Genomic DNA, 19,123 nt, shown 5'->3' with positions numbered 1-19,123 from the left:
GCCCACGCGGCGCCTCGGGTGTTGTGGTGATGTCGCGGTTCAGCCGCGGCGGCGCTGTGCCCGGTTCTTCGGCACGGCGTTCCCGGTGCCCCCGGTGCCGCCGGCGGACTGGGCGGGACCGTTCTCCGAACGGACCTCGACCCCACCGGAGTCCGAGGGTGCGGAGAGGCTGAGCTTCGGGGTGCGCGGGCGGAGTTCGGCCGCGTCGACCTCGACCTTGTCGTCGCTCGGGTCCTCGGCGTCCGCACCCGGATCGACGCGGACCTTCACCTCGAGCTTGTTCGTGAGGCGAACGACGTCCTCCTTGATGCCCTCCTGCATCGTCGTGAACATGACGAAGCCCTCGCGCTGGTACTCGACGAGCGGATCGCGCTGGGCCATCGCCCGCAGTCCGATGCCGTTCTTGAGGTAGTCCATCTCGTAGAGGTGCTCGCGCCACCGCTTGTCGATGACGGAGAGGACGACCCGGCGTTCGAGTTCGCGCATCGCCTCCTCACCGAGCTGTTGCTCGCGCTTGTCGTACGCGAGGTCCGCGTCCGCCCGGATCTCCGCCAGCACCTTCTCGCGGGTGAGGTGCTGGATCCCACCGGCGTCCTCGATGAGGTCCTCCGCCGTGATCGACGGGGTGTAGAGATCGGACAGGGCGGTGAAGAGCCCATCGAGGTCCCAGCTGTCCGAGGAACCCTGCGTCGCACCCCGCACGTACGCCTCGAGCACGTCGTCACGGAACAGCTGCACCTGCTCGGTGAGGTCCGCCCCGTCGAGGACCCGCTTGCGTTCGGAGTAGATGACGGTGCGCTGCCGGTTGAGGACGTCGTCGTACTTGAGGACGTTCTTGCGCTGTTCGGCATTGCGCTGCTCGATCTGGGTCTGGGCCGAGAGGATCGCGCGGGAGACCATCTTCGACTCGAGCGGTACGTCGTCGGGGACGTTCGCGGTCGCCATGATGCGTTCGGCCGCACCGGACCCGAACAGGCGCATGAGGTCGTCCGTGAGTGAGAGGTAGAACCGGGACTCGCCCGGATCGCCCTGACGTCCCGAACGACCGCGCAGCTGGTTGTCGATCCGGCGGGACTCGTGACGCTCGGTACCGAGGACGTACAGTCCGCCGAGCTCACGGACCTCGTCGCCCTCCTCGTGCACGCGCTTCTCCGCGGCTGCGAGGACCTCCGGCCACACCTTCTCGTACTCCTCGGAGTGCTCGACCGGGTCGAGTCCGCGTTCGGCCATCTGCGCGACCGCGATGTGCTCGGCGTTGCCGCCGAGCATGATGTCGGTACCGCGGCCGGCCATGTTCGTGGCCACGGTGACGGCGCCCTTCCGACCAGCGAGCGCGATGATCGATGCCTCACGGGCGTGGTTCTTCGCGTTGAGGACCTCATGGCGCACGCCCTTGCGGGAGAGCTGTTTCGAGAGGTACTCGCTCTTCTCGACGCTCGTCGTGCCGACGAGGACCGGCTGCCCCGTCCGATGACGCTCGACGATGTCCTCGACGACCGCGTCGAACTTCGCCTTCTCGTTCTTGTAGACGAAATCCGGCTGGTCGATGCGCTGCATCGACTTGTTCGTCGGGATCGGGACGACCCCGAGCTTGTACGTCGACATGAACTCGGCGGCCTCGGTCTCCGCGGTACCGGTCATGCCCGAGAGGGTGTCGTAGAGACGGAAGTAGTTCTGCAGCGTGATCGTCGCGAGGGTCTGGTTCTCCGGCTTGACCTCGACGCCCTCCTTGGCCTCGATCGCCTGGTGGAGACCCTCGTTGTACCGGCGGCCCTTGAGGATGCGGCCGGTGTGTTCGTCGACGATGAGCACCTCGCCGTCGAGCACGACGTAGTCCTTGTCGCGCTTGAACAGTTCCTTCGCGCGGATCGCATTGTTGAGGAAGCTGATGAGCGGGGTGTTGTCGGAGTCGTAGAGGTTCGAGATCCCGAGGTAGTTCTCGACCTTGTCGATGCCGGCCTCGAGGATGCCGATGGTGCGCTTCTTCTCGTCGACCTCGTAGTCGCGGTCGACCCGCAGGCGCTTGACGACGGTCGCGAACTCGCCGTACCAGCGGTTGCTGTCACCGTCGGCGGGCCCGGAGATAATGAGCGGGGTGCGCGCCTCGTCGATGAGGATCGAGTCGACCTCGTCGACGATCGCGAAGTTGTGGCCGCGCTGGACCATCTCCTCGGACGTCCACGCCATGTTGTCGCGGAGGTAGTCGAAGCCGAACTCGTTGTTCGTGCCGTAGGTGATGTCCGCCGCGTACTGCTTGCGGCGTTCGTCCGGACGCATGTTCGCGAGGATGCAGCCGGTCTCCATGCCGAGGAAGCGGAAGACGCGCCCCATGAGGTCCGACTGGTACTTCGCGAGGTAGTCATTCACCGTGACGACGTGGACACCCTTGCCGGAGATCGCGTTGAGGTACGCGGGCAGCGTCGCGACGAGGGTCTTGCCCTCACCGGTCTTCATCTCCGCGATGTTGCCGAGGTGGAGTGCCGCACCGCCCATGAGCTGCACGTCGAAGTGGCGCATCCCGAGTGTGCGGGAGGAGGCCTCACGGACCGCGGCGAAGGCCTCGGGCAGCAGCGCGTCGAGGCTCTTGCCGTCCTCGTAGGCCTTCCGGAAGCGCCCCGTCTCCTCGCGGAGTTCGGTGTCCGACATCCTCTCGAATTCGTCGGACAGGGCGTTGATCGCCTGGGTGTAGTTCCGGAGCTTCTTGAGCGTCCGCCCCTCACCGGTCCTCAACAGCTTTTCCAGGAAGTTGGCCACGATTCTCCTTGACGGCGACAACGGACGACGATCCCCGACGTCCGCCCCATAGCTTAACGCGAGGTGCTCCGCGTCTCCTCCCGAGCGATTCGGACGAGGCGTTCACCCGCGGTTCACGTTCCGGGTGCCGGTTCCTCCCCCGGCGGCTCCGGCCGTGCCCGGGCCACCTCGTCCGGCAGACCCCCGGACACCACGGTGCGTGCCAACCCGAGCCAGACGCGCATCCGTTCGAGTTCCTCGCCCAGCGCCACCGGATGGTACCGGCCGGGTTCCCAGTACACCCCGTGGACCCGGAGGACTTCCGCCTTCCGGTCCGCCGCGAGGTCCACCCGGCCCACGAGCCGGTCCCCGTGGAGGAACGGCAGCACGTAGTACCCGTACACCCGCTTGTGTGCCGGCGTGTAGATCTCGATCCGGTAGTCGAAGTCGAACAGCCACGCGATCCGTTTCCGGTTGAATACGAGCGGGTCGAAGGGCGCGAGCAGCGCGGTCGCCTCCACCTTCCGCGGTACCCGGGTACCGGCGCGGAGGAACGCCCGATCCCGGGCGACCTCGACCGGTTCGAGCTCACCGGCGGCGACGAGCGATTCGACCGCCCGTTTCACGGGGGTGAGCGGCAGCCGGTAGTAGTCGGCGAAACAGTCGTACCGTCCGATCCCGAGTGCCACCGAGGCGCGGCGCACGAGTGCGAGGACGTCGTCCCGCGGTGCCCCGGGCGCCTTCGGGTCCGGGACCTCGAAGGAGAACTCCGGTACCCGCGGCAGGTCCGGGTGGACGTGCTCGGGCAGCGCGAACACCTTCTCGAAGTGGGCGTTCCGGGCGGCGACGGAGATACGGCCGGACCGGAACAGCGCCTCGAGGGCGGATTTCACGCGGCTCGGGTTCCAGCCCCAGTGCCGGTGGTCGCGTTCGGGGATGTCGTGGTCGACCCGGGCCTCGAGTTCACGGGCGGTGGCGGGACCTACCGCGAGTTCGTCCACGAGCGCGTGCATGAGCGCCCGGAAGCCCTCCCCCGTCTCCGGGTCGGTGTGACCGTAGCCGTACTTCGCCCAGCGTGCCCGCCGGCCGTCGAGGAGGGCGATCGTGCTCGGCGGGGCGTAGGCCGCCTCGTGGACCCAGTACTCGACACCCATCCGGGGAGCGCGGTGGAAGAGCCGGTCGAGGGTCGCCCGGTCGTAGGGACCGAGCCGGGAGAAGAACGGCAGGTAGTGGGACCGGACGACGCGGGCGACCGAATCGATCTGCACGAGCCCGAGGCGTTCGAAGGTCCGGCGCAGGTGGCCGGCGTTCGGGGCGGCCGGACGGGGAGCGGAAAAGCCGGAGGCGGCCAGGGCGATACGCCCGGCCGCCTCCTGAGTCAGTGTTCTCACCCGGTCAGTGTATTCATCGTCCGTGTTCCCACGAACCGGGTGTTCACCGTACGCCGTTGTGCTTCGTCATTTCGCTGTCGCGTCGTCGAGGTCCTTGTCGAGGGCGATGACGCCGTAGCTCCAACCCTTGCGGCGGTAGACCACGGACGGCTTGCCGGACTCCTCGTCGATGTAGAGGTAGAAGTCGTGACCGACCATCTCCATGCGGTTGAGGGCTTCCTCGATCCCGATCGGGGTGGCGGGGAAGTTCTTCTCGCGCAGGACCACGGGGGAATCGCCCTCGGCCCTGATCCGACCACCGGTGGGATCAGCAGCGGCCTCCTCCTCGACGACGATCTCCGGCTCCGCGTCGATCGCGGCTTCCTGGATCGTCTCCGCGGGGGCCAGCTTCGCAAGGACCTCGGCAGTGGACTCGTTCCGGTGGCGACCCTGACGGCTGGTCTTCTGGCGGTCACGTGCCCGCCGCAGCCGTTCGAGGAGCTTCGCCCATGCGAGATCGAGTGCTGCGTACTTGTCCGAGGCGTGGGCCTCGGCCCGGAGGACGCGTCCCTTTCCGATGACCGTGATCTCCACTCGTTCGGAGTTCTCCGGATCCTTGACGTGGGGGTCGTTGGTCACCTGGACCTCGACCCGCACGGCACGCGAGGCGAACTGCTCGACCTTCGCGACCTTGTCCTCAATGTGCGAACGGAAGCTGTCGGAGATGGTCTGATTGCGACCCTTGACGACGGTGTCCATTTTCGCTCCTAGCACTCGGGCGTTACTGCCGTGGTATACGGAGGGTCCCACCCACGGGGGTCGGTTCCTGCCGGTGCTCCCCGTCGGCTGCCCGGGATCCGGGCCTCGTGCGGGGAACGTCGGATCGGATGACCCTCCGCTCTCGTCGGTTTGGCGAGTACCTTCATTTAACACCCTCGAGCGGTTCGAAGCGAGGACCGCCCGGGGTCGTTCCGACAGTTGCGACACCCGGTGTCGGGATGCGGTACCCCCGGAGAACGCGCGCGCTTTCAGCTAGGGTCGCGCCGGTCGTACAGATGTCGTCGACGAGGACGACGGTCCCGGTGAGAAGGCCGGCGAGCGCCCGGCGCCCGGCCCGCGGATCGAGCCGGTGCGTACCTGCGACATTGCGCCTGCGACCGTGCGATCCGAACCCGACCTGGTCCCGGTGCGCCCGCACCGCCAGCACCGGTGCCGGGTGTGTGGGCAGCCCGTCCGCCCGGAGGATCCGCGCGGCCTCCGTCGCGAGGACGAGGACGTGGTCGGCTCCCCGGCGCCGCCGGGCACCCCGGGTGCTCGGCACCGGAACGAGGTGGACGGGCGGACGGGGCGCCCCGGGCAGGGACAGGAGCGCTCCGGTCACGGCCCGGGCGAGGAGGAGCCCCAGGACGGGGGCGAGATCGTGACGGCCCCGCTCCTTGAACCCCACGAGGAGCTCACGCAGGACCCCTTCGTACTCCCCGGCGGCGACGACCGGGACGGTGCCGAACCGCGGCACGGTGCCGTGAACGGGCACCGCGAGCTCGGTGAGGCAGTGCGCGCAGAGACTCACGGACTCGGTCCCGCAGCCGGCGCAACGGCGGGGCACGAGGAGGTCGAGGAGGTCACCCATGGATCCAGGGTCACCGACGCGGCGGGCGGGCACCAGAACGAGCCGAGGAATGTGACCGGAGGAGGTCGGCTGTGACCTCCGGTGCGTGGCGGGGTCAGCCGGGGTACGACACGTCGAACACCGCCGCGCCCACGACCTTCTGCCACGAGCCGCCGCCGTAGGTGAAGAGGTCACCGCTCTCGGTACCGGCGCGCACCGACCGCAGGTCCTCGGCCGCGGTGATGCTCGAGCTGCCGTCGATCGACCCGAGGGAGTCGAGGAGGCCGGGGAGGTGCTGGACGTACGGCTGGGGAGAACCGCCGGCCTCCCGGGCACCGAGCACGACGAGCTGATCGGGGCCGGCCCAGGAGAAATCGGTGATCGACCGGAACGTCGTCCCGACCGCGAGCGGGGCACTCGAGGCGAGACCCGTGGGGTGACCGTCGACGTTGCGCAGGATCCCGACGACGTCGATCCGCGGGGCGTCGTCCTCCCCCGTGCTCAGCACCGCGAGCCGGGTACCGTCCCGGGACACCGCGAGCCGGGCGACGGTCCGGCCGTCGAGGAACTCGGCATTGAGGCCGGTCTCCGTACCGGCGGCGGAGATCGTGCGGATCCGTCCGTCGGACGTCCGCTCCCCCGTCCAGACGAGCCCGAACCGGTCGACACTCGGAGCGACGAGATCCTCTCCCTCCGCCACGACGGCTGCGCCGCCCGTGCCGCCCTGGGCCTGCGTCCCGAGGATCTGCCGGCGCAGTTCCCTCCCGTCGCCGGACAGGTACGCGTACACCGTGCCGGACCCGAAGTCGTGGATCTGCGCATCGGACACCGCGGGGTCGCTCGCGCCCTCGACGGGGGCGTCGAGCCCCGGCACGGCCTCGACCGTGGTGCCGGAGATCCGCACGATCGCGTTCTCGGACAGCGCCACCGGCCGGGCGTCCTTCATCCCGACCCCCGTCGGATCGAGGTTCGCCCCGGGGACGAGCGTGCCGGAGGGGCCGGACACCTGGACCGAGGTGATCGCACCGACCTCGCCCAGCGTCGCCGTGATCTGGTCGATCGCCCGTTCGAGGGTGACGGGATCGAGGTCCTCGATCTGCTGCGAGAGACCGACCTGGGCCTGCCCCTCCGCGACCGTCACCGAACGCGGGTCGAGCTGGGTGCCCTCGGGGATCGCCGAGGCGACGGCACCCGAGAGGTAGTCGGCGGGTCCGCGCAGGTACTCGGTCATGACCTCCGACGCGGTCGCCGGGGACCGGACGAACCACCGGGTGTCCGGGACGAGTGCCGTGTAGTCGGGGGTGTAGAAGAAGAGCGGGTACGCCTGGAAGAGCGTCGAGAAGTTCGCCGAGGACAGCACGATGCCCTGCGGGGCGTGCGCGATCCGCCATTCCCCGTTGACCTGTCGGAGGGTGAACTCGAGGTCGGACATCGCACCCGGGTTCGCCTCGCGCATGATGCGGCGGTCGTCGAGGACCGCCTGGACGGGCACCGAGAAGGACACCGTCTGCTGGTCCGTCGTCACCTCGGCGGTCATCCCGTCGAAGTTCGTGCCCGGGGTGAGGACCGTGACGTTCGCGAAGGGGTTCCATTCCGTCGAGAAGTCCTCGGTGAGGAACGAGCGCGCGACCTCGAAGTCGTCGGCGTACCCGGACCCGGCGGCGAGGAAACCACGGACGATCTCGTCCGGACCGTCGCCCTCGGCCGGGCCCTCCGCGTCGATCTGCGACTGCACCGCGGAGTCCGTGTCGTCGAGCGGGATGACCCCGACTCCCCCGCCCGAGGGGATCGAGGCGCACCCGGAGACGAGCACGACCGCGGCGAGCGCGCCCGCCACCGGCGCGAGGCCGCGCGGGCGGGAACGACGTCCGGCCGGGCTGTGGGTACGGCGGGTCATGCGCGTTCCTCCTGTCCGCCGGTGGTGCCGGGGTCGGGGTTCTCCGGACGGAAGTCGGAGTCCTCGGCGGCGAGCGCCTCGGCCTCGACGACGAGCGGGATGCTCCCGGTCTGGATCCGGACGGTGCCGTCCGAGGTGCTGGGGCCGGCGACGAGTTCGGTGCCGCGGATGACGGCGTCGGCCGGCGGCAGGGGCAGCGGGGAGGACGTGATGGCACGGCCCTCCCGGCGTGGCACCGTGAGGCGGAAGCACGCACCGTCCCCGAGGCGCCCCCAGGCCTGGAGCCACCCGTGGTGGAGGTGCGCGTCCTCGAGGGAGATCGCGAGGCCCAGACCGGAACCGCCGAGGGTCCGACGGCGCGAGGGGTCGGCGCGCCAGAACCGGTCGAACACGTGCTCGACCTGTTCCTCGTCCATCCCGACGCCGTGGTCGCGGACGCTCACCGCGGCGACCTCCGCGTTCGCGGCGACGAACACGTCGATGCGATTGCCCTCGCCGTGCTCGATCGCGTTGACGACGAGGTTGCGGACGATCCGGGTGATGCGCACCGAGTCGACCTCCGCCATGACCGGGGAGGACGGGGCGTGGAGGACGATCTCGGTGTCCATCTCCGCGGCGATGACGGTGAGGTTCTCGAGCACCCCGGTGACGATCTCCCCCATGTCGACGGGCTTGGTGACGAGCTGTGCGGCACCGGCGTCGTAGCGGGAGATCTCGAGGAGGTCGTTGAGGAGCGCCTCGAAGCGTTCGACCTGCGATTTGAGGAGTTCGGCGCTGCGTTTCGTCACCTCGTCGAAGTCGTCCCGGGACTCGTAGAGCATGTCCGAGGCGACGTTGATGGTGGTGAGCGGCGTCCGGAGCTCGTGGGAGACATCGGAGACGAACTGCCGCTGGAGGACCGTGATCTGCTCCATGCGGGTGATCTGGTCCTGGAGGGTCGCCGCCATGTCGTTGAAGCTCTGGGCGAGGGTCGCGATCTCGTCGCGTCCGTGCACCGGCATGCGCTGGTCGAGATTGCCGTCGGCGATCTCGCGGGCCACCTGGGCGCCCGTGCGGACGGGGACGACGACGAGGCGGGTGACGACCCAGGCGACCGCACCGACGAGGACGACGAGGACGATCGCGGCGACGACGAGGGCGCGTTGCACGAACTCGAGGGTCTGACGGTCCTCGGCGAGGTCCGCGACGACGTAGAGCGCGAACTCGCCGCCGGAGGGCACGGACACGGTCTGCGCCATGACGATGCCGGGGGCGCGGTCGTCGCCGGGGAGCGTGACGGACTGGTGGACCTGGGCGTCGGAGCCGGAGTCGGCGACGGCGGTGCGGAACACCTCGGGCAGGGAGGCCACCGAGATCGTCTCCTCGCCGCTCATCACCGCGGACATCGGCTGCATGCCGGTGCCCTCGTCGAGCGGTTCGAGGGAAATGGACCGCAGGTCGATCGACGAGCGGGTGAGCATACTCCGTACCTGCGCGTTGAGGGTCTCCGTGAGCGTGTCCTCGTCCTCCGAGTAGGAGAGCGACTGCAGCTCACCGGCGTAGGTGACGACCTGCTGGGAGAGTGCGTCCCGCTTCGACTCGTAGAGGCCCCGCGCGATCTGCTGGGACACATAGGTGCCGACCCCGAGGATCGCGACCGTCGTGAGGATGACGGTGAGCGCGACGATACGCATCTGGAGCGAGCGCATGAACGCCCGCACCACCGAGCGGTAGAGCCGTGCGAGACGTTGCCGCCCGGCGCGGATCCACTCGGGGAGTCCGCGTGGGTTCACGCGGCCTGACCCGCTTTGTACCCCACTCCGCGGACCGTGACGACGATCTCCGGCTTCTCCGGGTCGCGTTCGATCTTCGAGCGCAGGCGCTGGACGTGGACGTTCACGAGGCGCGTGTCCGCCGCATGGCTGTAGCCCCAGACCTCCTCGAGGAGGGTCTCCCGCGAGAACACCTGCCAGGGCTTGCGCGCGAGCGCGACGAGGAGATCGAACTCGAGCGGGGTGAGCGAGACCGGCTGTCCGCCCTTCGTCACCGAGTGCCCGGCGACGTCGATCGTCACGTCCGCGACCTGGAGGATCTCCGGCTGCGAGGGCTCGGACATCCGCAGGCGGGCGCGGATCCGGGCGATGAGCTCCTTCGGCTTGAAGGGCTTCGGCACGTAGTCGTCGGCGCCGGACTCGAGGCCGAGGACGACGTCGACAGTGTCCGACTTCGCGGTGAGCATGATGATCGGGGTGCCGGACTCGAGCCGGATCTCCCGGCACACCTCGAGCCCGTCCTTGCCCGGCAGCATGAGGTCGAGGAGGACGAGGTCGGGGCGGACCTGGTGGAAGGCGTCGACCGCTCCCGACCCGGTGGCGCAGAAATGCGGTTCGAAGCCCTCGCTCTTGAGGACGATGCCGATCATTTCCGCCAATGCCGTGTCGTCGTCGACGACCAAGATCCGAGCGTTCATGTGCTTATTGTCGCGCACCGGCCGCCCCTGTCGAATCCGTACGCGCTGTGGGGCGTGTCACGGAACGGCAACGAGCGGGCTGGGAGGGCGGCCGGCGCGGGAGTGCTCAGTACCGGTAGTGCTCGGGCTTGAAGGGCCCCGCGACGTCGACACCGATGTACTCGGCCTGCTCCTTCGTGAGCTCGCTCAGCTGCGCGCCGAGCGCCGGCAGGTGGAGGCGGGCGACCTTCTCGTCGAGGGCCTTCGCGAGCCGGTGCACCCCGGGGGTGTAGTCCGCGTGCCGGGCGAACAGCTCGATCTGCGCCATCACCTGGTTGGTGAACGAGGCACTCATGACGAACGAGGGGTGCCCGGTCGCATTGCCGAGGTTGAGGAGGCGGCCCTCGGAGAGCACGATGAAGGAGGTCTCCGTGCGGCCGAGGCGGGATGCCGACTCCGCCGGCACGCCCACCGTCCATTCGTGGACCTGGGGCTTGATCTCCGTGATCCGGGTGTCGGGGAGCTTCTGCAGGCCGGCGAGGTCGATCTCGTCGTCGAAGTGTCCGACGTTGCCGACGACCGCTCCCGGCTTGAGCACCTGGAGGACCTCGACGGGGACCACCCGGGTGTTGCCGGTGGTCGTGATGACGAAGTCGGCGTGGGGTGCGGCCTCGGGCAGGCGCACGACCTCGTACCCGTCCATCGCCGCCTGGAGAGCACAGATCGGGTCGATCTCGACGATCTGCACCCGCGCCCCCTGCCCCCGGAGGGACTCCGCCGCGCCCTTGCCGACGTCCCCGTACCCGACGACGACGGCGACCTTGCCGCCGATGAGCACGTCGGTCGCCCGGTTGAGCCCGTCGGGCAGCGAGTGGCGGATGCCGTAGCGGTTGTCGAACTTCGACTTCGTCACCGAGTCGTTCACGTTGATCGCGGGGAACGGCAGGCGTCCCTCCTCCGCGAGGCGGTAGAGGCGGTTGACTCCCGTCGTGGTCTCCTCGGACACCCCGAGCATGCCCGGGAGGATCCGGGTGAACCGGGTGGGGTCCTCCACGAGCGACGCCGCGACCCGGGCCACGAAGACGTGCTTCTCCGCGGGATCGTCCGCACCGGCGGGGGTCACTCCCCCGGCGGCCTCCGCCGCGGCTCCCTCGAGGAGCAACATCGTCGCGTCCCCGCCGTCGTCGAGCACGAGGTTCGGACCCGCGACGGAGTCCGCCCCGGCGGGGAACCGGAAGATCATGTCGGTGCACCACCAGTACTCCTCGAGACTCTCCCCCTTCCACGCGTACACGGGGACGCCCTGCGGGTCCTCGGGGGTACCGGAACCGACGACGACGGCGGCCGCGGCCTCGTCCTGGGTGGAGAAGATGTTGCACGAGGCCCACCGGACCTCGGCGCCGAGGTCGACGAGGGTCTCGATGAGGACGGCCGTCTGCACGGTCATGTGGAGGGAACCGGCGATCCGGGCACCGGCGAGCGGGGCCCGCCCGGCGTACTCCTCGCGGAGGGCCATGAGCCCGGGCATCTCGCGTTCGGCGAGGCGGATCTGGTGACGACCGGCCTCCGCGAGCGCGAGGTCGGCGACGCGGTACGGCAGGTCCGTGGAGAAGGAGGGGGTGGGGAGTGTCATGGACCGCAGTCTAGACGGCCCTCATCCGGCATCCCGCACGAGCTGCAACACACGTGACGCGAGCGCGTCGGTCCGTTCCCTGTCGGGGGACTCGACGTTGACGCGGACGAGCGGTTCGGTGTTCGAGGCCCGCACGTTCACCCAGGAGTCGGGGCCGGTGAGCATGACGCCGTCGAGGGTGTCGACGACCCCGTCGCCGAACTCCCCCGCCCGCGCGGCGGCCTCGAACCGGGCGAGGACGGCCGAGGTGTCCGGCACCGAGGAGTTGAGTTCCCCCGAAGCGGCGTACGGGCTGAGATCCGCGAGGAGGGAGGAGACCGTCGCCCGCGGGTCCGACCGCCGGGCCTGCGCGAGGGCGGAGATCACGTGGCTCGCGGCGAGGATCCCGGAGTCCGCACCGAAGAAGTCACGGAAGTAGAAGTGCGCGGAGTGCTCGCACGCGAAGACCGCGTGCTCGCTGCGCATGAGCTGTTTGATCCGCGAGTGCCCGACCGGGGTACGCACGGGCCGTCCCCCGGCGGCGGCGACGACCTCGGGCACCGCCCGTGAGGTGATGAGGTTGTGGAGCACGACCGGTACCTCCTCACCGTTCTCCCGGGCCCGGGCGATCTCCCGACGGGCGACGAGGGCCCCGATCGCGGAGGCGGAGGTCGCGGCACCGGTCTCGTCGATGACGAAGCAGCGGTCGGCGTCCCCGTCGAACACGAGTCCGAGATCAGCCCCGTGCTCCGTGACCGCGCGCCGGGCGTCCTCGAGGTTCGCGGGCACGAGCGGGTTGGCCTCGTGGTGGGGGAACGAGCCGTCGAGCTCGAGGTAGAGACCGGTGAGGTCGATCGGAACGGCGTCGAGGCCGGCAGCAGTGCCGAACACCTCGGGCAGGATCTTCCCGGCCATGCCGTTGCCGGCGTCGGCGACGACGTGGATCGGGGTGTCCGGCGGCAGCGCGTCGAGCGCGGTGAGCGCGCGGATCCGGCGGGCGAATCCCGTCGCGACGGCCCGGGCGGCGGGCTCGTCGACGCGCTCCGCCGCGGCGCGGGAGGCGAGGTGGTCTGCCGGTGGCCGGGGCGCCTCGGCGGTGGCGGTGGCCGGGTCACCGAGGCCGTCGGCCCGGGAGAGTCCCGCGGCACCGGGACCGCAGATCTTCACCCCGTTCCAGTCGGCCGGGTTGTGGCTCGCCGTCACCATGAGGCCGGGGAGGTCGCGGTCGCCCGAGGCGAAGTACAGCTGGTCGGTCGACACGTGCCCGAGGAGCACCGGGGTGGCCCCGGCGGAGCGGGCCCCGGCGGCGAGGAGCCGGGCGAAGAGCGGGGAGTCCGGACGCATGTCGTGACCGATGACGAGGGCGTCCCGGGCGGCGGGGCCGGCGGAGAGGAAGGCACGTGCGGCGCCCCAGCCGAGAGCGAAGAGGAGGTCCGCGTCGAGGTCCGTCCCGATCCGTCCGCGCAGATCGTAGGATCCGAGTGCCCTCCCGAGGCGTGCGGAACGCCCGGAAGCGGCGGTGGAGGTGGGTCCGGTGGGGCCGGCTGCCACGTCAGTCCTCCGGTTCGCCGATGACGCGCAGGTGACCGTGTGTGCGGCCGGCGGGTTCGGGGACCGGGCGGGCGGCCTCGCGCACCGCATCCGCGATCGCGAGGAGGTCGTCGCGACTGCGTTCGGGAGCGGACTCCCCGCTGCCGAGGCGGATGAGGTGCCAGCCCTGCGGCGGAGTGAGGCGTTCGGAGTGGTACGAGCACAGATCGTGTGCCCCGGGTTCGGCGCGGGTGGCGAGCGGACCGATGACGATCGTCGCGTCCGCATGCACATAGGTGAGCGTCCACGCGGCGCTGTTCGCGCAGTTCGTCTTGGAACACAGTCTCATCCCGGGCACAGACGGAGAGTCTAGTACACGTGCGTCCTAGACTTGCGGGCATGTCCTCCCCCCGCCGCACCCGCCCGCGGTCCCGTGATCGGCACGGCCGCCGGCTCCGCTCCGAACTCTTCCGGGCGCCCGTTCCCGCCGCCCGCACCCGCTCCGAGCGTTTCGCCCGGATCGCCGGTGACGTCATGGACCGGGTCCGCCGCCGGGCACCCGAGGAACTCGCCGGGGTGGTCCTCGCGGTCGACACCGCACCGCTCGCGTCCGCACTCGATTCGCTCGGCACCGTCGAACTCGGCCGCGTCTACCCCGCGTCCCCCGAGCGGCCCGCGACGATCGTCGTCCATCGGATGCCGCTCGTCACCCGGGCGACCTCCCTCGCGGACCTGCGGGACCTCCTCGGCGAGGTCATCGCGGAACAGGCGGCACTCCTGCTCGGGCGGGACATCGAGGACCTGCTGCCCTGAGCGGGCCCGGTCCCGGACCACCCCGGTCGCCCGAGTGCCCGGACGCCCGGTCCGGCCGCTCAGCGCTCGAGGCGGATCGACCGGTAGCCGACACCGACGGGCGCCGGGGGGACGGACAGTCCGCTCACGCCCTCCGCGGCCTCGACGAACCCACCGGCGTACACCGTGGAGCCCTGACCGGTCTCGAGGACGAGCCCGAACACGTCCTCACCGAACACCTCGCGCGGGCGGAGGACCGTCGACCGGTCCGCGGAGACGGAGACCTGGGAGGAGCCGATCGCCGAGCCGTCCTCCCGCAACCCGGTGACGTTCACGGTGCCGTTGCCGGGCGAGAACACGAACGTCAGGTCCGCGTTCCGCGGGAGTGACAGGAGCTGCTGGGCACGCAGGCGTTCGGCCGAGGCCAGGTGCGCGACGTCCGCCCGCCCCTCGTCCCCGGCGCGCACGAGCGCCACGTCCGCCCGGATCGCGTCGGGTGCCTCGACGACGGCCGTCCCGACCGGCACCTCGCCGAGGCCGAGGGTCGTCGTCGCACCGGCCGGAACGGACACGGAATCCGCGGCGAGGCCGACCGGACCGCTCTCCGCGAGGTACTCGACACCCACGTCGACCGCGTGCGGGAGAGGGTTCGTCACATGGAGGGTGGCCTCCCCGGTCCCCGCGACGGGGACGAGAGTGCGACTCGAGGCCTCCGCACTCGGAACCGCGTACTCGATCCCCTGCGGGGTCAGCCCGTCGCGGCGGGTCTGCTGGAGGACGGCGGACAGGAGCCCGCCCTCGGCCTCGACGTGGACCCCGAGCACGTCCTGTGCGGATGCGAGGCCCGCGAGGACGACGACGCGCTGTTCCCCGGCGGGAATGCTCACGGAGCCCTCGCCGAGAACGGGCACCGGGCCGGTGGGTCCGGAGAGCGCGAGATGTGCGGTCACCGGCGCCTGCGAGGGATTCGCCAACAGCAGTCGCGAATCCGTTCCGACGACGGTGCGAGCGGTCGTGAAGTCCGCCCGGGTCGACGGACGGACGCACTCGAGCGTCGCGAGGCCGGTGAAGTCGCCCTCCCCGGCCCGGACGGTCTGCACCGCGGAGACGAGCGCGGGGCTCTCACCCTCCGGCAGACCGCTCACACGCACCGGTCCGATGACGTCGTCGTCGCCGGAGACGAAGCCGCTCGAGGCACCGACGGTGTAGAGCTCCTGACCGTTCAGCAGTTCCGAACGGACACCTGCCGCACTGCGCGAACCGTCCGGGGCGCTCGTCACCGCCGTGACGTTCTGCACCGTCGCCGCCGGAACCGGATCGGTCGTGAATGCGGAGTCCGTCCCCTCGGCGTCCGCCGCGACCTGGAAGGGCCCCGGGCACACCGAGGTCGTCCGGGCGGCCGGGAGCCGGATCTGTTCCGCGGCCCGGGCGACGGAACCACCGGCGAGCGGGGTGAGGAATCCGGTCGTGGCGATGAGGATGCCGGGGATCGCGATCCCCGTGAAGGTGACGATCGACCGGGCGCCGTCGGGCCGCCGGACGAAGCCGATCACCGTCGGGACGAGCCCGGTCTGCGGGGCCTCGGGCGCCTCGGCGACGACGGGCAGCGCGAGCGTGTCGGGACGGACGTCCTCCGCGGGCGCGAGCGCCGGTCGGCGGTGCCGACCGAAGGGGATCGCGACGAGGACGGTGACGAGCAGCAGGCCGAGGCCGAGTGCGGCGGCGGCCGTGTACCACGGCACCGCGCGTGAGATCGTGAGGTCGCCACCGGCCGCCGGCACCGCGAGGACGGTCCGCCATTCCCCCGAAGCGCTCGCGACGGAACCGTCCGCCTCGCCGAGCGCCTCAAGCGGCAGTCCGTCGAGGCGGACCTCGGCGAGCCCCTCGCGTTCGGCGAGCACGAGCACCCGGTCCTCCTCCCCGGCCGGGATCCCCTCCGCCGGGTCGACGGCGGTGACTGTCCCGTCGGGCGCGACGAGGGACGCCCAGGAGATCGGGGCGGTGCCCTCCGGCGGCGTCACCTGCCAGAGGCTGCCCCGGTCCGTGTCACCGAGGCGCGTGAGTCCGGGCGAGACCCCGACGATCCGCACGAGGTCGGAGTCGCCGCGTGCGTCCCCGTTCACCGCTGTCGCGACGGGGTCGAGCGCAGCCGGGTCCCCGGGGCCGTCGGTCGACCCCTCGACGACGACGAAACCGACCGCGAGGTCCCGCAGTGCGTCGCGTGCGTCATTGCCGTCCCCGGAGGTGAGGCGGCCGATCGCGGTCGCGAGGGCGGTGTCCGCGGCGTCGATGGGTTCGGGGCGACGGGAGAAGGGCCCTCCGCCGATGTCCCGCGCCTCGGAGAGCGTCGAGGTGTGGAGGACCGTCCCCGAACCGGTGTCCGCGAGTGCACCGGTGAGCTCCCCGTCGGACTCCGAGAGCACGAGGGTGCGCTGCTGCCACGGGCCGCTCGCGCGTTCGGCAGCGAAGGCCGGCAGGACGTCACGGGAATCGCGGCCGAGGGGCATCCCCGCGAGGAACACCTGGGTGACGAAGACACCGAGGACGAGGAGCGCCGCTCCCGGCACGAGGACGAAGAGGAATGCACCCTGGAGGCGCCCCTTCCTCTCCTCCGGGCGTGGCCACAGCGCGGCGGCCGCGAGTCCACAGGCACCGAGGGCCATGAGGACGACGGAATCGCCGACCCACGAGGCGACAAGCCGATCGGCGGTGAGCCCGCCCTCGAGGGCCGACTGGACGATGCCGAGGCCGAGGCCCGCGCAGTAGAGCACGGCGGAGACGATGAGCAGACCGAGCGAATTGCCGATCCGCATGAGGGCGAGGGCACCCGCGGCCACGAGCGGAAGCGCCGCGACGAGGAGCAACCACGGGCGGAGGAACTCGGGCAGGAACTCCGTGATCGCGAGGTCCGCGGGGTGGGTGGGGAAGCCGAGGGCGAGCTCGTAGGACCGCGGCGTCGCGTAGTCGAACACCGCGCCCGGGCTCGCGAGGAACGCGTCGAGATCGCGGGCGACGCCGCCCAGCCACGGGCCGAGGAGACCGAGGGGCGCAGCGAGGACCCACAAGAGGGGCATCCGCCGCACGAGCACGAGGAGCACGAGCAGGAACCCGAGGACCGGGAGCACGAGGAACGGTGCCCCGGCGAGGACGAGTGCGAGGGCGAGCCCGGCCCCGGCGGCGGACGAGGCGGTGCCGCGGCCGCCGGGTCGACCGGGCGCCTCGGCGGTTCCGGCGCTCTCGAACGTACCGGGCGTGCCGGGTTCCCGACCCCGGACGGCCCGGTCGAGCGCCCAGGCGGCCGCGGGTGCCGCGATCCACGCGACGAGAGTGCCGAGGCGGCCGGTCTGGAGGGCGAAGACGAAGGCGGGCGAACACGCCCACACGAGGGCGAGGACCGCACGCGGCCCCTGCGCGGGCGCGACCCGTCCGGCGCATGCGTACATGACGAGGCCGGCGAGCGGGAGGGCGAGGATCCACAGGATCCGCAGGGCGAGGTCCGCATTGCCGAGGGTGGGCACCGCGAGTACACCGACCACGGTGAGCAGCGGGTCCGCGGCGGCCTGCGCGCCCAGGCCCGCACTCGAGTAGGGCACGAGGATGCGCTGCCACAGGTCCCCGAATCCGAGGTCGTAACGCGGCAGCGCGCCGCCGGTGAGGGCGCCGGGTCCGATGAGCCGGGCGAAGAGGAGCACCGAGGCGAGGGACAGGGCCGCGAGCACTCCCGTGAGCGGGTGGAGGAACACACTGCGCGAGCGCGCGCGGATGTGGGCGAAGCCGGCGACGTCGCCCTCGGTGTCCCCGGAGAACACCTCGTCGAGATCGGTGGGGTCCCCGGCGGAGTACGTGAGGGGGTCGGGCTCGCGCAGTCCGCGCCGCACGACCGACATCTCCCGGTCGCTCGCGAAGAGTCCGACGTCCGGGTCGGCACCGCTCGGGGTGCCGCGCAGACGGCGCGTGGCCCGCGCGTCCGCACCGAGGGCGAGAAGCCCCCGGACCGTCCACCAGGCGCGGACGGGGTCGTTCGCCAGCAGATGACCGAGGGTGTCGCGGAGTCCGGCGAGGACGAGGAGCACGAGGGTCCAGCCGAGGCGGGAACGTGGGCTCACCGCGAGTCGGTACCGGTGTTCCTCGCGCAGCTGGCGGGCCGAGGCGATCGGCCGTTCCGAGGTCCCGAGGTCGGTGAACGCCCCGGCGGCGACGGTGGCGGTCGCGGTGTGGCACAACTGGACGCGCCTGCCGGCCCCGCGGATCCGGCGGCTGTACTCGATCCCGCGGTACGCCTCGGCGAGCGCCGGGGACGGGGGGCCGAGGCGCCGCACGAGGTCACCGTCGACGAGGAGTCCCGGGACGTCGAGGGCGAGGACGTCCTCGGTCCGGTCGTACTGGCCGGAGTCGATCTCGCGGGGTGCGGCGGGGTTGAGTCGGTGGCCGGCCACGGTCGTCGTGACGCCGGCGGACACGACCTCCCGGGTCCCCTCGCGCACGAGCTTCGGCCCGACGGCACCGAGGGACTCGGAGGAGTTGAGGGCCTCGATGAGCGCCGGGAGACTCCCGGGTTCGGGATCGATCGAGGGTGAGAGGAACCAGACGAACTGGGCGGTGTCGATCGCGGGGTGTGACCGCAGGTCGCGCGGATCGAGGGAACCCGGGAGCGTACCGCCGGGCGAGGTGACGACGAAGGTCGAGACCTCGGTGAAACGTTCGCGCAGGCGGGTCAGCCATCGGGTGTCGGCGGGGGTGTCACCGACGTCGACGACTGTGACGACCTCGAAGCTCACACAGCTCGCTTCATCTCGGCCTTGAGCCTGCGGCGCTCACGTTCGGAGAGTCCGCCCCAGATACCGAAGCGTTCGTCGTTCTGCAGTGCGTAGTCGAGGCACTCGGACCGCACCTCGCACGAGGCACAGACCTTCTTGGCCTCGCGGGTGGAGCCGCCCTTCTCGGGGAAGAAGGCCTCCGGATCGGTCTGGGCACACAGAGCCTGGTCCTGCCAGCCGAGCACTCCGTCGGACTCGAGTCCGAAGAGGACCGAGAGCGGGGAGACGGCGGCGGAGTCGCCGGTGCGCTGTTCGGGCGTCCACGAGGGGACGGGCCCGAGGTCGGTGGGGTCGAGCGACAAGGGGTCCGGAACGAATCCGGGATCCCGCCGCGT

At 71.0% G+C, this 19,123-nt stretch carries 13 protein-coding genes; 1 reads left to right on the top strand and 12 read right to left on the bottom strand.

Features of this window, described 5'->3' with window-relative positions; genetic code table 11:
- Positions 1–39: 39 nt before the first annotated feature.
- The 10 genes from secA to ABD172_RS09150 all read right to left on the bottom strand — a co-directional run bounded on the left by secA (position 40) and on the right by ABD172_RS09150 (position 13,528).
- Complete coding sequence (gene secA, locus ABD172_RS09195) at positions 40–2,754, bottom strand: preprotein translocase subunit SecA (RefSeq protein ID WP_344308971.1); 2,715 nt, start codon at positions 2,752–2,754, stop codon at positions 40–42.
- Positions 2,755–2,867: 113 nt separating this feature from the next.
- Positions 2,868–4,124 carry a winged helix-turn-helix domain-containing protein gene (locus ABD172_RS09190; protein WP_344308969.1) on the bottom strand — a complete coding sequence of 419 codons (1,257 nt, stop codon included), beginning with the start codon at positions 4,122–4,124 and terminating at the stop codon, positions 2,868–2,870.
- Between the two features lie 66 nt (positions 4,125–4,190).
- On the bottom strand, positions 4,191–4,862 hold the full coding sequence (hpf, locus tag ABD172_RS09185; RefSeq protein ID WP_344308967.1) for a ribosome hibernation-promoting factor, HPF/YfiA family: 672 nt from the start codon (positions 4,860–4,862) through the stop codon (positions 4,191–4,193).
- 163 nt (positions 4,863–5,025) lie between these two features.
- Complete coding sequence (locus ABD172_RS09180) at positions 5,026–5,733, bottom strand: ComF family protein (RefSeq protein ID WP_344308965.1); 708 nt, start codon at positions 5,731–5,733, stop codon at positions 5,026–5,028.
- A 94-nt stretch (positions 5,734–5,827) separates the two neighbouring features.
- Positions 5,828–7,609: an LpqB family beta-propeller domain-containing protein gene (locus ABD172_RS09175; RefSeq protein ID WP_344308963.1), complete on the bottom strand. Its 1,782-nt coding sequence runs from the start codon at positions 7,607–7,609 to the stop codon at positions 5,828–5,830.
- Entirely contained in the window at positions 7,606–9,381 is a 1,776-nt protein-coding gene (gene mtrB / locus ABD172_RS09170; RefSeq protein ID WP_344308961.1) for an MtrAB system histidine kinase MtrB, read from the bottom strand. Before mtrB ends, ABD172_RS09175 begins: the two co-directional genes overlap by 4 nt.
- Positions 9,378–10,058, bottom strand: a complete 681-nt coding sequence (mtrA, locus tag ABD172_RS09165; RefSeq protein WP_344308960.1) for an MtrAB system response regulator MtrA — start codon at positions 10,056–10,058, stop codon at positions 9,378–9,380. The genes mtrB and mtrA overlap by 4 nt, the downstream gene beginning before the upstream one ends.
- Positions 10,059–10,164: 106 nt before the next feature.
- On the bottom strand, positions 10,165–11,670 hold the full coding sequence (gene ahcY, locus ABD172_RS09160; protein WP_344308958.1) for an adenosylhomocysteinase: 1,506 nt from the start codon (positions 11,668–11,670) through the stop codon (positions 10,165–10,167).
- A 21-nt stretch (positions 11,671–11,691) separates the two neighbouring features.
- Positions 11,692–13,200, bottom strand: a complete 1,509-nt coding sequence (locus tag ABD172_RS09155) for a phosphohexomutase domain-containing protein (RefSeq protein WP_344308957.1) — start codon at positions 13,198–13,200, stop codon at positions 11,692–11,694.
- 1 nt (position 13,201) lies between these two features.
- The gene (locus tag ABD172_RS09150) at positions 13,202–13,528 is read right to left on the bottom strand and encodes a DUF3499 domain-containing protein (protein WP_344308955.1); all 327 of its coding nucleotides are present in this window, start codon (positions 13,526–13,528) and stop codon (positions 13,202–13,204) included.
- 50 nt (positions 13,529–13,578) lie between these two features.
- Here ABD172_RS09150 and ABD172_RS09145 point away from each other — a divergent pair, with 50 nt between their 5' ends.
- Positions 13,579–13,992: a metallopeptidase family protein gene (locus ABD172_RS09145; RefSeq protein ID WP_344308953.1), complete on the top strand. Its 414-nt coding sequence runs from the start codon at positions 13,579–13,581 to the stop codon at positions 13,990–13,992.
- Between the two features lie 59 nt (positions 13,993–14,051).
- Here ABD172_RS09145 and ABD172_RS09140 read toward each other — a convergent pair whose 3' ends face one another.
- Together ABD172_RS09140 and ABD172_RS09135 are read right to left on the bottom strand one after the other, a co-directional pair.
- Entirely contained in the window at positions 14,052–18,749 is a 4,698-nt protein-coding gene (locus tag ABD172_RS09140; RefSeq protein ID WP_344308951.1) for a DUF5719 family protein, read from the bottom strand.
- Positions 18,746–18,973, bottom strand: coding sequence for a WhiB family transcriptional regulator (locus ABD172_RS09135; protein ID WP_344308979.1), 228 nt, complete (start codon positions 18,971–18,973; stop codon positions 18,746–18,748). The genes ABD172_RS09140 and ABD172_RS09135 overlap by 4 nt, the downstream gene beginning before the upstream one ends.
- Between the last annotated feature and the right edge of the window lie 150 nt (positions 18,974–19,123).

This window comes from Brevibacterium samyangense (assembly GCF_039529845.1).
Classification (GTDB): Bacteria; Actinomycetota; Actinomycetes; order Actinomycetales; family Brevibacteriaceae; genus Brevibacterium; species Brevibacterium samyangense.
Note: the sequence above shows the minus strand (reverse complement) of the source record. Positions and strands in the feature narration are given on the sequence as shown.

What these genes read in the sequence shown, in the direction of transcription:
- mtrA (WP_344308960.1), bottom strand. Translation starts at nt 10,058, where the DNA reads ATGAACGCTCGGATCTTGGTCGTCGACGACGACACGGCATTGGCGGAA.
- ABD172_RS09150 (WP_344308955.1), bottom strand. Translation starts at nt 13,528, where the DNA reads ATGAGACTGTGTTCCAAGACGAACTGCGCGAACAGCGCCGCGTGGACG.
- ABD172_RS09180 (WP_344308965.1), bottom strand. Translation starts at nt 5,733, where the DNA reads ATGGGTGACCTCCTCGACCTCCTCGTGCCCCGCCGTTGCGCCGGCTGC.
- ABD172_RS09175 (WP_344308963.1), bottom strand. Translation starts at nt 7,609, where the DNA reads ATGACCCGCCGTACCCACAGCCCGGCCGGACGTCGTTCCCGCCCGCGC.
- hpf (WP_344308967.1), bottom strand. Translation starts at nt 4,862, where the DNA reads ATGGACACCGTCGTCAAGGGTCGCAATCAGACCATCTCCGACAGCTTC.
- ahcY (WP_344308958.1), bottom strand. Translation starts at nt 11,670, where the DNA reads ATGACACTCCCCACCCCCTCCTTCTCCACGGACCTGCCGTACCGCGTC.
- ABD172_RS09145 (WP_344308953.1), top strand. Translation starts at nt 13,579, where the DNA reads ATGTCCTCCCCCCGCCGCACCCGCCCGCGGTCCCGTGATCGGCACGGC.